The organism is Synechococcus sp. R6-7 (assembly GCF_047461695.1).
Classification (GTDB): Bacteria; Cyanobacteriota; Cyanobacteriia; order Thermostichales; family Thermostichaceae; genus Thermostichus.
This window is the reverse complement of the sequence record NZ_JANSHS010000152.1, coordinates 1-13,753: the sequence shown is the minus strand read 5'-3', so window position 1 is coordinate 13,753 and position 13,753 is coordinate 1. Positions and strand designations below refer to the sequence as shown.

Here is a 13,753-nt window from a genome sequence, read left to right as displayed (position 1 = left end):
GGATCGTGGCTTCTCCACGGGCGAAAAAACTGGCGGAGAGCCTGGGGATCGATCTGCGCACCGTGCGCGGCTCCGGCCCCAACGGTCGCATCATAGCCGAAGACGTGGAGCGAGCTGCGGCCCTTTCCGCTCCTGCAGTGGCTGCCCCCTCTGCCCCAGCCCCTACGTCCCCAACTCCTGTGGCTGTCCCCTTGGGAGAAACGGTTCCCCTCAGCACTTTACAAGCGGCGGTGGTGCGCAACATGAACGCCAGCCTTGGCGTGCCGGTGTTCCACGTGGGCTACACCATCACCACCGATAGCCTGGATCACCTCTACCAACAGGTGAAGCCCAAAGGAGTCACCCTGACGGCCCTCTTGGTCAAAGCCGTGGCCATGACCCTGGAGAAGCACCCCCTTCTGAATGCCAGCTACACAGAAAACGGCATCCATTACAAATCGGATATCAACATCGCCGTGGCCGTGGCCATGGAGGATGGCGGGCTGATTACTCCTGTCTTGAAGCAGGCCAACCGGCTCGATCTGTACGAGATCTCCCGCCGTTGGAAGGATCTGGTGGAGCGGGCGCGGCGCAAGCAACTGCAGCCGGAAGAGTACAATAGCGGCACCTTTACCCTCTCCAACCTGGGCATGTTCGGGGTGGATCGCTTCGATGCCATTTTGCCCCCCAACCAGGGATCCATTTTGGCCATCGGCGCTTCTCGCCCCACGGTGGTGGCGACGCCGGAAAAAGCCATTGCCATCCGTTCCCAAATGCAGGTGAACCTCACCTGCGATCACCGTGTCATCTACGGCGCCCATGCAGCGGCCTTCCTGCAAGATCTGGCGCAGCTCATAGAGCACAAGGTGGGATCCCTGACGTTGTAGCCGCCCTGAAACCCGGCCTTGAGCCAATCTCAGAGTAGGTTTCTTCTCTCGCGCAACCCACAAGGTCGGGCAGCCGGCGAGGCCCCAGCGCTCAGGAGCTCCTCCTGGGAAAGCGCTGCATCAACTCTTGCACAGCCTCGGCATGGTAGGAGCTGCGGGTTAGGGGCGAAGACACCACCTGCAAAAAGCCCAGTTCCTCTCCCACCCGTCGCCAATGGTCGAACTCTTCGGGGGGAACGTAGCGCTCCACCGGCAGGTGTTTGGGGCTGGGCGCCAGGTATTGGCCGAGCGTGAGGATGTCACACCCTGCCCGGCGCAGATCCCGCATCACCTGCAAGATCTCCTCGGCAGTTTCTCCCAGGCCCAACATCACCCCCGACTTGGTGTACAGGCCAGGATCCCATTGCCGTGCCAACTCCAACAGTTTGAGGGAGCGCTCGTAGTTCCCTTGCGGGCGTACACGGCGATAGAGGCGGGGCACCGTTTCGGTATTGTGGTTGAGCACCGTCGGTCGGGCGGCCAAGATCTGCTGCAGCGCCTGCCAGTTACCACATAGGTCTGGGATCAAGACCTCGATGGTGGTCTGGGGCATGCGGCGGCGGATTTCCGCAATGCAGGCCACAAACTGGCTGGCTCCCCCATCGGGCAGGTCGTCCCGATTCACCGACGTAATCACCGCATGGCGCAATCCCAAGCGTTCCACTGCTTCTGCCACCCGCAGGGGTTCAGTGGCATCCAGGGGCAGAGGGCGTTTGGTGAAGTCGATATCGCAGTAGGGGCAGGCGCGGGTACAGGCCGGGCCCATGATCAAAAAGGTGGCGGTGCCGTTGGCAAAACACTCCCCCAGGTTGGGACAGGAAGCCTCTTCGCAAACCGTGTTTAGGCCCAAGTCCCGCAGCAGTTGTTTGACGGATCCCACCCGTTGAGGGGCCTTGGCCCGCAGCCAGGAGGGTTTGCCGCCAGGAGAAGAAGAAACAACAGTCAAAGAAGCGCTCCAGCACGAAACAGCGGCGACGGTATCACTCAGCTTAGCCTGCCATTTGGCCCCCTTGAATTTGGACAAAGCCAATTTCCCGGCCCAATTGATCCCTAGCGCCTCGGAAGCACGACCCAAAACGCGGCATACTGGAAAGCAAATGTCGAGCGATAGGGATCCCACATGGTTGTTGCTGCTCCTCCCTCTCTGGAACAACTTGCCATCAATACGATTCGCTTTTTGGCGGTGGATGCTGTTCAGAAGGCCAACTCCGGCCACCCTGGCCTGCCGATGGGAGCAGCACCCATGGCCTATGTGCTGTGGCAGCAGTTCATGAAGTTCAACCCCCGCAACCCCAAGTGGGTGGATCGGGATCGCTTTGTGCTCTCGGCGGGGCATGGCTGCATGCTGCAGTACGCGCTGCTGCACCTAACCGGCTTCGATGTAAGCCTGGAGGACATTAAGCAGTTCCGCCAGTGGGGCTCCAAAACCCCCGGCCACCCGGAAAACTTTGAAACTCCGGGGGTGGAGGTGACCACCGGCCCGCTGGGGCAAGGGGTGGGCAATGCGGTAGGGTTGGCCATTGCCGAGGCCCATCTGGCCGCCCGCTTCAACAAGCCCGGTTACACCATTGTGGATCACTACACTTACGTGATCTTGGGCGATGGCTGCAACATGGAAGGGGTGGCTTCTGAAGCAGCTTCTCTGGCCGGCCACCTGCAACTGGGTAAGCTGATCATGCTTTACGACAGCAACCACATCTCCATCGACGGCAGAACGGAAATCGCCTTTACGGAAGATGTGGGCAAACGCTATGAAGCCTACGGCTGGCATGTGCAAAAGGTAGACGACGGCAACCACGACCTGAAAGGGATCGCCGAGGCCATCCAGAAAGCCAAGGAAGTCACCAACAAGCCGTCCTTGATTATTGTCGAGACCACCATCGGCTACGGATCCCCCAACAAGGCCGGCAGCGAGAGCGTCCACGGGGCGCCTTTGGGACCGGAAGAGGTGAAGCTCACCAAACAAAACCTGGGTTGGCCTCTGGAGCCGGAGTTTTACATTCCCGACGAGGTGCTGGCCCACTTCCGCCAGGCCATCGAAAAAGGGGCCAAGGCCGAAGCGGAGTGGAACGAGCGCTTTGCCGCCTACGAGAAGGCCTACCCCGAAGAGGCCGCCGAGTTCAAGCGCATCATGGCCGGGGAGCTGCCTGTGGGCTGGAAAGAAGCCCTGGCGCCCATTGCCGAAACCGGCAGAGAATCCACCCGCAACCTCTCCAAGTTGTGTCTGAATGCCTTGGCCAAAGCGGTGCCGGAACTGCTGGGGGGATCCGCAGATCTCGCCCACTCCAACATGACCTATTTAAAAGGGATCCCAGAGTTTCAGGCCGGATCTTACGAGGGGCGCAACTTCCGCTTTGGGGTGCGGGAACACGGCATGGGAGCCATCGCCAACGGCATGGCGCTTCATGGAGGCCTCATCCCTTACGACGCCACCTTTTTGATCTTCACAGACTACATGCGGCCTGCCATCCGCCTATCGGCCCTCTCGCAAGTGCGGGTGCTGCACGTCATGACCCACGACTCCGTCGCCTTGGGAGAAGATGGCCCCACCCACCAGCCCATTGAGACACTGGCTTCCCTACGGGCTATCCCCAACCTCTATGTGCTGCGCCCAGCGGATGCCCGCGAAACGGTGGGATCTTACCAGGTGGCCCTAGAAGCCAAGACCACCCCTTCTGTGCTGGTGTTCACCCGGCAAGCCGTCAACCCGGTGGAGGGCACCTCTGTTGAAGGCGTAGCCAAAGGGGCCTATGTGGTGGTGGATGCCCCCAATCCAGAGCTGATCTTGATCGCCACCGGCTCTGAACTGGAGCTGGCGGTGAAAGCTGCAGCCCAACTGAAGCAGGAAGGCCGGGCCGTGCGGGTGGTCTCTATGCCCTGTATGGAGCTGTTTGAGGCCCAGCCCCAGAGCTACCGCGATTCCGTTCTGCCCCCCAACGTCACCAAGCGCGTCTCCGTCGAGGCAGGCTGCACCTTCGGCTGGCACAAGTACCTGGGGTTTGAGGGGGTGGCCATTGGCATCGATCGCTTTGGCGCTTCCGCCCCCGGCCCGGTGTGCATGGAGAAGTTCGGCTTCACGGTGGAAAACGTGCTCAACACTGCCCGCCGGCTGCTGGGCTGAGGGCACTTTACCCCTTCCTCGGCGCTTTCAAGGGGCTCAGCAGGGATCCCTTCTCTGCTGGGCTTTTTTCCCTGTTGAGCCTGCTGCCCAGCGGCGTGACCCGGACAGGCGTAGCGAACCTCGCATCAACCAATCAGCAGGACTTCCAAAGCATCCGGATCTGCTTCTTTCTGTAGGGCAGCCATGGCGGAGAACGCAGTCGAGGGCGGCTTCCTGCCCCGCAGACAACACCTTTGCCTTGAGGACATCTTCAACCATGGCGGGGATGATCCTTGAAGGCAAGTTGGAAGTCGAGCAGGCTGCCACCATCGCCTTGAAATCGCCTTGAAGAAGAAACTTTGGCTTCCGCCGCTGTGCTGAGGTGCTTGTGCCGGCTGCAGACACAAACAGCTTTGCCTACTGTTTGCCTACTGTAGGAACCCCGCCAGTAAAATCACCGCGGCTCCCACGGCAGCCAAAATCGTCAGCGCCCGGCCCGCGTCGGCACTGCCCTTCCACGAGAAGTTTTTCTCCGACTTTTTCGGTTCTGCTGGCATGGCCATGCCTCCCTTTGCATTGCCAACTCTAACTTAACTTCCCCCCCACGGGATCTTAGCTGGTTGGGGCATACCCTGGAAAAAACAGCAGCCATCTGGCCCAGCCAGCCGTTTTTGGGAACAATACAAGCAGGCAAGGGATCCAACTCCCACCAGTCTGGAAGCACATCCTGAGGCGAAAGCCATGAGCTATGCAGAACGGAGCAAAAGAATGGTTTTGACGTTGGCGACTCTGCTGGGCGGCTGGGTTGGCGGAGGGTTGTTGCAGGGATCCCTCTGGGTTGCCGCTCAGCCTACCTTTCAGACAGTGCCGTTGCCGCGCCTGCCTGTGGGTGTCGATCAATCGGTCTTCGATCGCCCGGTAGCCCGCTTTAACCCCAACCTACCTGCCGAGCTGGTGATCCGCAATCGCACAGGTCTGCCTTTGGAATACGGCTTTACCGATCCCCGCCAGAAAGTCTCGGAACTGCCTGCCGGCGAAACGTTGCGCCTGAGCAACCTGCTGATCCCCAACTGCATGGCCATCAACACGCCGATGTTGGCTCCTGTGGGCTACCAGGTGAGCGTGAATCCCTTGAATGTGATCACCGTAGAGGTGCGGCTGGTCAACGATGTCTCCGGCGATCATTGCCTCGATCTGCAAGAGACAGGGGCTATTTTTGTGAATTGATATCAATAAACTGACATAAATCGATCGGCGATCGGCGGTCACGACACAAGTTAGTTGATCAAAGGGATCCCTTACATCCTCACCTACAGTCATCTTCTGGATTTTGCCAGGATGGACATGGGATCCGGCACGGCAGATGGCAGTTGACTTTGCCCGGTTTTGACGTTGGAATTGACTCTATTGGGGAGCCAATCAGAGGTTTAGGCGTATCGACAGGGGCCATCCCCTGTGACAGGATGCGAACAGGATATCGAGGCCGATATTCTCCTGGACTCTGTTTGCCTGTGCGGTCCGCCTGTACTCTATATTTTTTCTTGCGGATGGTCTCATGAGCGATAACTTGTATTCCTGGTTTCCCCGGGCCTTGGTGATCGGTGCTGCGGTTGTGGGGTTGTCGAGCTTGCCTGCAAGGGCTCAGCAAATTACGGATCCCAGCCCAGCTCAAGCGGCCACCAATGTTGAGCCCACCTCGCCAATCTCGGCTTCTTTTCGCAGCCAAGATGGCGTCAGCGTGCGTCCGGAAACGGTGAGGGTTTTCCTGGATGGCCAAGACGTCACGTCCCAGTCGGTGATCACCCGAGATTTCTTCACCTATCGCCCTGCCCAACCTCTGCCGCCGGGGCGTCGGGAAGTCTTGCTGGAGTTCACCAATACCCAGGGGGTGACCCGCCGCGTGACCTGGAGCTTCACCGTGGGTAGCCCTGTCCGCGCTTCCATCGACCTGGTGGATCACAATGCCGGCAGTCGCCCCTTGGCAGCCGGGGAAATCCTGCTGGTTACCGTCAAAGGCACTCCTTCCAGCCGGGTGACGGTTTACCTCATCCAAGATGGACGGCAAGTGCAAACCCTGCCGGCTCAGGAAGTTTCCAGCGGCACCTATGTGGTGAATGCCCTAATCGAGGCGAAAGATACCACCCGTGAGGGGATCGTCGTCGCCCGCTTGGAAAATGGCGGCCAAGTGCGCTTCATGACCGCCGAACAACCGGCCCGCCTGATCGAAGGGGCCACCGGGGGCATCCAGCGGCTGACCACCCAAGAGGTTTCCGCTACAGTCAGCGCCCCCAGCCCCCTCTTGCCTCAGATCACCAACCTGCAGGATGGGGATCGGGTTTCCGGCTCTTCGTTTACGCTGCAGGGCACTACAGCTCCCAATGCTTCGGTGCGGGTGAATGTAACGGCTTCGACCTCTCTGGGCGGCATCATCAGCGCCCAACAGACCGTGACCAACCAAACTGTGCAGGCAGATGCCCAGGGCCGTTTCACCATCACCGTTCGGCCTCCCATTCCGGCCTCTGGCACGGTGTATCAGGTGAATCTCACGGCCACTTCCGGCAACCAAACCAGCCCAACGGTAACCCTGCGCCTTACCCAGCAGTAGGGGTTCAAGGGATCCCAGCCCATCCCGATAGACTTCCCCCCACCCATCAAGGGATCTGGGCAGCCTTCCATGTCCAGCAGTTCAGACTTCCCTCTCTCCCCTGGGAGAAGGGCTGGGGGTGAAGGCTCTATCATCTTCAATTCCCAGGGATCCCTTGCCGGCTTGTAGGGGAGTTTTGGATAGAGGAGACTGCATTTGCCAGCGCCACAGGATCCCGGCCATGATCAAGGTGGGCAAAACGATCATCCCGACCACCACTGGCATTTGCTCCGGCAAGGCCAAGTAAGGGCCACCATACTTGATGGCTGTGCTGATCCCGGCAGCAGCCAGCATCAATTTTAGGGCAAACCAGACTGTTTTTCGATCCATGACTTACTTTTAATTCACGCTTTTAATTCACGATTGGCTAGGGCTGCTGACCATGGCAGTGAGAATGCCGGCAATGGTTTCTAGCTCCTCAGGTACCCGATACAGCGTTAAGTCTTGTTTGATCACCTGCTGATCGGCAAGAATTTGTCCGAACTGCCAGATAGACCCCATCGTCACTGCACCGTAGATCTGAGCCTGCTGCTCCACCTGCGCCAGGGCAATCATTTCTACAGCCATTTGCACAAAGGCCCGCGTTAGATCGTCCTTTTTGGCTTCAACCACCAGCAGGATGTTCTTCCCTCGCAACAGATAATCGAGGCTGCCCTTCAACCAATTGTTGACCATCAGGGGATACTCCAGCCGCAAAGGAACTCGACAATGGAGAGCCACTTCGGTCAGCACAGGAGCCACCAGCAATTCCCGCCGCGCTGTTTCGCTGGTGAGGCTAACCAAAGGTAACAATTGTCGGATCCGATCTTTCAAAACTGGGGTTTGAGGTGGAGCAGGGGCAACAGGCCATGTCCACTCCCCAATTTCCAGTCGATAGCCAAACTGAGCCAAGATTTCATCCGGCTCGTAGGGCATCTCAAAATAAGAGCGAAAAGTATAGGATTCGTCTTCTTTAAGAATGGAGATGTTCAGCATGGAGTTCAGGAGAAACCACGCTCAGTCTGGCACAGCTAGGGCTGCTTCAATCCGCTCTTTCAGGGTGGTCACCACTTCTTCAATGGGAATTTCCGTGGCTTGGCCGCTGGCCCGCTCGGTGAGTTCCACCTTGCCCTGTTTGAGGCTGCGCCCCGTGGTGAGGCGATAGGGGATCCCGATGAGATCTGCATCCTTGAACTTGACGCCGGCCCGCTCGTCCCGGTCATCCCAGAGGGTCTCGATGCCGGCAGCAGCGAGATCTTGCACCAGTTTTTCCGCCACGCTCATCTGCTCGGCGTCGGAGATGTTGGGCACCACCACCACTACGTGATAGGGGGCAATGGCCACGGGCCAGATGATCCCGTTGGCATCGTGGGACTGTTCCACCGCCGCCTGGGCCAAGCGGGATACCCCAATGCCATAACAGCCCATCCAGAGGGGCTGCTCGGATCCCTGTTCGTCGGTAAAGGTGGCCCGCATTGGCAGCGAGAACTTGAGGCCTAGCTGAAAGATATGGCCGATCTCGATGCCACGGGCCGTTTCCAGGATCTGGTCGGGGTTGAGCAAACACCGATCCCCCGCCTGTGCCTTGCGCACATCCACCACTTCCGGCAGGGGATATTGCTCGCCCCAGTTGGCCCCCACCACGTGCTGCCCCACGTGGTTGCTGCCGGTCACAAAGTTCTGCAGCAGGGCTGCCGTCTGGTCGGCCAAGCGCAGGATCTGGGGGGCAAGGTTTTTTTGCCGGCCCAGACAGCTATCCGGCAAGTCGGGGGCAATGTAGCCCACCGGGATGGGATCCCCCTGCCAACTGTTTTGGATCTCGGCATCGGCCAAGGCGAGCTTGAGCAATTTGCTGGCTTGGTAGCGCTCTGCCAGGCGGCTGAGGTGGTTGGCCAGTTTGACCTCATTGACTTCTTGATCCCCACGGATGCTCAGTAGCACTGCCACCCGCAGGCCGTTGTCGTAGAGGGCTTGGTAGAGGACGTTTTTAACAATCAGGGTAGAGGAGATTTTTAGGAAAGCGGCCAGCTTCTCGATGGTTTCGGTTCCCGGCGTATCCAGAACCTGGAAGGCGGTGTAGGGAGACTCTGCCGCTGGCGGCGGGATGGAGACGGCCTTCTCCACATTGGCAGCATAGGAGCCATCGGGCGTGTAGAGAATCTCATCTTCTCCCGCAGAGGCCAGCACCATAAACTCCTGCGAGGCCGCCGATGGACCCCCGATTGCCCCCGCATCGGCATCCACCACGCGAAACTCCAGCCCACAGCGCCTGAGGATGCGGCTATAGGCTCGGTACATATCTTGGTAGGTCTGGCGCAGGCTTTCCTCGTTGGCGTGGAAGGAATAGGCGTCTTTCATGATGAATTCCCGCCCTCGCATTAGGCCAAAGCGGGGTCGAATCTCATCCCGGAACTTGGTCTGGATCTGGTAGAGCGTCTGCGGCAACTGGCGATAGGAGCGGATGAGATCCCGGGCCAGCAAGGTGATCACCTCCTCATGGGTGGGGCCTAGGGCCTGCTCACGTCCCTGGCGATCCTTAAGGGCAAACATGATCCCTTCCGCCTGGGTGTACACCTCCCAGCGGCCCGACTCCCGCCAGATCTCTGCCGGCTGCAGCTGGGGCAAAAGACACTCCTGAGCGCCGATGGCGTTCATCTCCTCCCGGACAATCTCCGAGATCTTTTGCAGCACCCGCCAGAGGAGCGGCAGATAGGTGTAGATCCCTGGGGAGAGCCGCCGGATAAAGCAGCCCCGCAGCAGCAATTTGTGGCTGGGCAGCTCGGCCTCAACGGGATCCTCCCGCAGCGTTACAAACAGCATCTGGCTCAGTCTCTGGCTCTGTTGCATCCATTCCCCCCTCTGAGGACTCCGTCCCGCTTACGCGATCAGCTCAAATTTTCCCTCCCTGTCTGGGATCCTCTGCCCGAGAACACAGGCCTGACCGGCAGGCCAACCTGAAGTGCCTTGATGAAGCTAGACAGAGGCCAGCGTCCGCCGCTTGGTGACCATCTGGTACACCTCGATGATGTCGCCTTCCTGCCAGGATTGGAACTTGTCGATGCCGATCCCACACTCGAAGCCCGCAGCCACCTCCCGCACGTCGTCCTTGAAGCGCTTCAGAGAGTCGAGACGACCTTCGTAAACCACCTCCCCTTTGCGACGAACTCGCACCAGAGCATTGCGCTGCACCTTGCCCGAGAGCACATAGCTGCCGGCAACCGCACCGCGCCCGATGGGGATCACCATGCGCACCTCCGCCTGACCCAGCGGCTCCTCCACTTCTTCCGGCTCCAGCAGGCCCTCCATGGCCGCCCGCAGATCGTCCAGCAGGTTGTAGATGATGTCGTACTCCCGCACATCCACGCCCTTGTCATCGGCAGCCTGGCGGGCGCCGGGGGCCAGGGTGGTGTTGAAACCGAGGATGATGGCGTCGCTGGCCGCAGCCAAATCCACATCGGTTTCCGTGATCTCGCCAGGAGCCGCCAGCAGAACCCGCAACTGGACTTCCTCTTGGGGCAAATCCCGCAGCGCTGTCTGAATGGCCTCGGCGGATCCCTGGACATCCGTCTTGATGATCAAGTTCAACTCCTTGAGCTGACCTTCTTGGGCTTTGGCGGAAACGCTACCCAAGCTCACGCGACGAGACAGCAGCGCCTGTTGTAGACGGGTTTGCCGCAGCACCTCCGCCCGCTCTTGGGCAATGCGACGGGCCTCTTTTTCGTCGGTGTAAACCTGGAACTCATCGCCGGCTGCCGGGACTTCATCCAAGCCCAGCAGTTGTACCGCCGAAGACGGCCCAGCTTCCTGCAACCGCTGGCCGCGGTCGTCCATCATCGCTTTGACCCGGCCCAGCACTGCGCCGGCCACCAGGGTATCCCCCACCCGCAGGGTGCCGTTTTGCACCAACAAAGTGGCCACTGGCCCGCGGGCTTTGTCCAAGTGGGCCTCGATCACCGTGCCGCGAGCGGGACGATTGGGGTTGGCCTGCAGCTCCGCCACATCGGCCACCAATAGGATCATCTCCAGCAGAGCATCCAGGTTACGGCGGGTGAGAGCGCTCACCTCCACCATGGGCGTGTCGCCACCCCACTCCTCTGGCAATAGGCCGTGCTCCGCCAACTGCTGCTTGATGCGCTCTGGCTGGCTGCCGGGCTTGTCGATCTTGTTGATGGCCACGATGATCGGCACCTGAGCCGCCCGCGCATGGCTGATCGCTTCCAGAGTTTGCGGTTGTACCCCATCGTCGGCGGCCACCACCAAAACCGCAATGTCGGTGACGCGGGCTCCCCGGGCGCGCATGGCGGTAAAAGCCTGGTGGCCAGGAGTATCCAGGAAAACGATGCGCCGCTTCTGGCCTTCAAAGTTCACATCCACATGGTAGGCACCGATGCGCTGGGTGATCCCGCCAGCCTCTCCCTGCGCCACTTTGGTGTCGCGGATGGCATCGAGGAGAGTGGTTTTGCCGTGGTCCACGTGGCCCATGATGGTTACCACCGGCGGACGCGAGACCAGATGGTCGATGTCCTCCACGTCCAGCATTTCGGTTTTTTTAGCCTCGGGTTCTGCCTTGGGCCGGCGAATCTCGTAGCCCAACTCTTTGGCCACCGACTCGGCCAGCGACTCATCCAAGACCTGGTTGATGGTCACCATCACCCCCTTGAAAAAGAGGGTTTTGATGATCTCGGTTTCGGCCACGCGCAGGCGATGGGCCAATTCCTGAACGGTGAGGCTGCCATCCAAGAGCAACACCTTCTCTTCGGGCAAGGGCTCTGTCCCGCTAGCGCGATCGGCAGCACCAGCCTCAGCGGAGGTAGGTTGCTGCTGCAAACGGGCAGCAGGGCGGGGGCGGGCAGGGGGAGCAGCCGTTGCCGCGGGTGGGCGATAGGAAGGAGGCTTGGCGGTGGGGCGAGCCAAGGGCTTGAGGGCGTTCAGCTCAGCCTGCTTGACCGCTGAAATGATGGTCATGGGATCCAAATCCAAACCATCTCCATCTCCTTCCCCCCGTCTCCGACTGCGTTTGCGTTTGGCTTGGACGCGGGCAGCCCGCCGACTGAGAGCTTGTAGCTCGTCGTCCTCTTCTTCTTCCGTTTTGCGCTTGACCTTGGGTGGGGTAGGTCTTACGGGAGCCTCCGCCAACACTGGGCTGGGACGTTCCCCAGGGATCCTCTCTGGCAAGGGAGAGACGGCATCTGGCTCAGGGGGAGCCGGCTTGGCCACAGGACGGGTAGGGGGCCCCACCAATTCCATCCGCCGCTGCGGACGAGGGGCTTCACCGGCTTTGCCGCTGCTGACACTGTCTTCTTTGGTTGCCGGGGAGCGCGTGCCAGGGCGAACGGGTGCGCTCACCAGTTGTGGACGGGGGCGCTGCGCAGGTGGAGGAGAAGGAGCTTTTTCTTCCGCAGGCTGAGGAACGCGGGCGTGGCTGGGGGATGGTGCTTCTGAGGGGCTGGGGCGACTGGGCTCGGGAGCTTTTTGCGGCGGTTCAGGCCGCTCTGCCGGCGGTTTTGTCCCGGAGGTAGCTCGTTGAGGGGGCGAGAGTACGATTGGGCGCTTGGCCACAGGACTGGGTTCCGAGCCGCTGGCTTTGGCCGCGGCAGACTCAGAGGGAGTGGGAGGGGTTGCCGGTTGAGAAACAGTCTCCGGCTTTTGGGTGGCCTCAGACGAGCGGACAAGAGGGGTAACCTGCCGCCGCGGTGGGCCTATGAGCTGAGCACCACCAGCCGATCCCTTTTCGGGGGAGACTCGCTCAGGTCGAGACAGCGAGGGCTTGGCAGCCGGCAGAGTTTCAGCAGTCTTGGCTTCGCCAACTGGAGCTGGCTGCTGAGCAGGCGCGGGCCGACGAATGCCGACGATCGCGCTGGCGGTGCCGGGAACTTTCTGCTGAGGGCGCTCACCGACTTTGGCTTCAGCAGGAGGCTCCGGCGGCAGGCTTTCAGATGGGGGTTTGGGCCGGGGTCGAGGAGGTTTCACAATGTGGGGGGCGCCCAGCTTGCTGCGCACCAACTCAGCTTGCTCCGGAGAAATAGTGCTGCTGTGGGTTTTGAAAGGGATCCCCAGTTGCTCACAAACCTCCAGCACATCCCGACTGTCACGCCCCATCTCACGGGCAATATCATAAATTCGAACTTTATCGGTCATTCGTCTGCTAGCCTCTGCTCCTTTACTTCTCGTCAGTTTTACTATCCAAACTCAATGGGAACCAAGTTATTGGGTTGAGCCGAACCTTTCGGGCTTGCGGGGGCTTCCTCCGGCGCATCGAGAGCAGCTTGGCGATCCTCTAGAGATCCGGCCTGAAGGGAACCCAGGTCTGAAGCTGCTCTGGCAACATCCACAGGGGACATCCAGTAAAGCAACCGAGGAAGAACGAGCAAATGTCAACAGCGCCTCCAGAATAACCTCTCTGCAGTTCATCCCACTTGGCCTCAGTTTTCCAGCCAACTCCCATTCTGACAGTTGAGAGGGGCTGCCGTGTGGTTCGCAACTTAGCGAACCTGAAGAGGCGCTTTGAATATCTTACCTACATTGGGAATACCTCTAAGGCTCAGGCTTTTGGAGGAGATGTCCCTGGGAATCTTGCTCAAGAGAATCCAGCAGCCGTTGGAACAACGAGTCAGGCACAGGTGCCTTGAGGGCTCGGTTTATCTGTTGCTTGCGCCGGGCTGCTTGCAGACATTCCAGCCGCCGACAGACATAGGCAGAGCGCCCCATACCCTCGCCCAAAAGCACTTGGTGGGAATCAAATTGTCTGACCAGCCGCCACAGTTGTGAGCGAGGAAACAACTGGCGACACCCTACACAACGACGCAGCGGATCGGCACCCGGCAAGAGACTCTATCCTGCTGGTACACTACAAGCAAGCCCTATCTAGCCTACTCCAAATCCAGCGCCCGCGATCGCAGAAACTCAAAGAAATACTCCACCAACTGGGGATCCCGCCACCCTCTGGCTGTTTCTTCCCGCAAAATGTCTATAGCCTCTTGAGCAGTGAAAGCTCGCTTGTAAGGTCGCTCTGAGGTGAGGGCGTCGTAGATGTCGATGATCTGAAAGATGCGGGCCACCAGGGGGATCTCTTCCCCCTTGAGGCCGTCGGGATAACCGCTGCCATCCCAACGCTCGTGGTGGTGG

12 protein-coding genes are annotated in these 13,753 nt (G+C 59.9%); 4 read left to right on the top strand and 8 right to left on the bottom strand.

Annotation, left to right across the window (positions count from 1 at the left end; translation table 11 throughout):
- A partial coding sequence (locus NW815_RS05285; protein WP_414415780.1) for a dihydrolipoamide acetyltransferase family protein occupies positions 1-866 on the top strand: 866 nt, incomplete at its 5' end.
- A gap of 91 nt (positions 867-957) precedes the next feature.
- On the opposite strand, the gene lipA is transcribed toward NW815_RS05285, so the two are convergent.
- Positions 958-1,851 (bottom strand): lipoyl synthase, encoded by an 894-nt coding sequence (gene lipA / locus NW815_RS05280; protein ID WP_414351939.1) that lies wholly within the window; start codon positions 1,849-1,851, stop codon positions 958-960.
- Between the two features lie 174 nt (positions 1,852-2,025).
- Here lipA and tkt point away from each other — a divergent pair, with 174 nt between their 5' ends.
- On the top strand, positions 2,026-4,026 hold the full coding sequence (tkt, locus tag NW815_RS05275; RefSeq protein WP_414415779.1) for a transketolase: 2,001 nt from the start codon (positions 2,026-2,028) through the stop codon (positions 4,024-4,026).
- 407 nt (positions 4,027-4,433) lie between these two features.
- Here tkt and NW815_RS05270 read toward each other — a convergent pair whose 3' ends face one another.
- Positions 4,434-4,562, bottom strand: a complete 129-nt coding sequence (locus tag NW815_RS05270; protein ID WP_011432750.1) for a hypothetical protein — start codon at positions 4,560-4,562, stop codon at positions 4,434-4,436.
- A gap of 184 nt (positions 4,563-4,746) precedes the next feature.
- On the opposite strand from NW815_RS05270, the gene NW815_RS05265 reads away from it, so the two are divergent.
- Positions 4,747-5,232, top strand: coding sequence for a hypothetical protein (locus tag NW815_RS05265; RefSeq protein ID WP_414415778.1), 486 nt, complete (start codon positions 4,747-4,749; stop codon positions 5,230-5,232).
- A gap of 328 nt (positions 5,233-5,560) precedes the next feature.
- Positions 5,561-6,610 carry a hypothetical protein gene (locus NW815_RS05260; RefSeq protein WP_238376920.1) on the top strand — a complete coding sequence of 350 codons (1,050 nt, stop codon included), beginning with the start codon at positions 5,561-5,563 and terminating at the stop codon, positions 6,608-6,610.
- A gap of 81 nt (positions 6,611-6,691) precedes the next feature.
- On the opposite strand, the gene NW815_RS05255 is transcribed toward NW815_RS05260, so the two are convergent.
- From NW815_RS05255 to NW815_RS05230, 6 genes are all read right to left on the bottom strand, one after another.
- The gene (locus NW815_RS05255) at positions 6,692-6,979 is read right to left on the bottom strand and encodes a hypothetical protein (RefSeq protein ID WP_011432754.1); all 288 of its coding nucleotides are present in this window, start codon (positions 6,977-6,979) and stop codon (positions 6,692-6,694) included.
- A gap of 27 nt (positions 6,980-7,006) precedes the next feature.
- The gene (locus NW815_RS05250) at positions 7,007-7,624 is read right to left on the bottom strand and encodes a hypothetical protein (protein ID WP_414328900.1); all 618 of its coding nucleotides are present in this window, start codon (positions 7,622-7,624) and stop codon (positions 7,007-7,009) included.
- A gap of 21 nt (positions 7,625-7,645) precedes the next feature.
- On the bottom strand, positions 7,646-9,475 hold the full coding sequence (locus NW815_RS05245) for a proline--tRNA ligase (RefSeq protein ID WP_414389584.1): 1,830 nt from the start codon (positions 9,473-9,475) through the stop codon (positions 7,646-7,648).
- 126 nt (positions 9,476-9,601) lie between these two features.
- Complete coding sequence (gene infB / locus NW815_RS05240; RefSeq protein ID WP_414389582.1) at positions 9,602-12,766, bottom strand: translation initiation factor IF-2; 3,165 nt, start codon at positions 12,764-12,766, stop codon at positions 9,602-9,604.
- A 396-nt stretch (positions 12,767-13,162) separates the two neighbouring features.
- The gene (locus tag NW815_RS05235; protein ID WP_414389580.1) at positions 13,163-13,453 is read right to left on the bottom strand and encodes a YlxR family protein; all 291 of its coding nucleotides are present in this window, start codon (positions 13,451-13,453) and stop codon (positions 13,163-13,165) included.
- A 44-nt stretch (positions 13,454-13,497) separates the two neighbouring features.
- A partial coding sequence (locus NW815_RS05230; protein ID WP_414415777.1) for an HD-GYP domain-containing protein occupies positions 13,498-13,753 on the bottom strand: 256 nt, incomplete at its 5' end.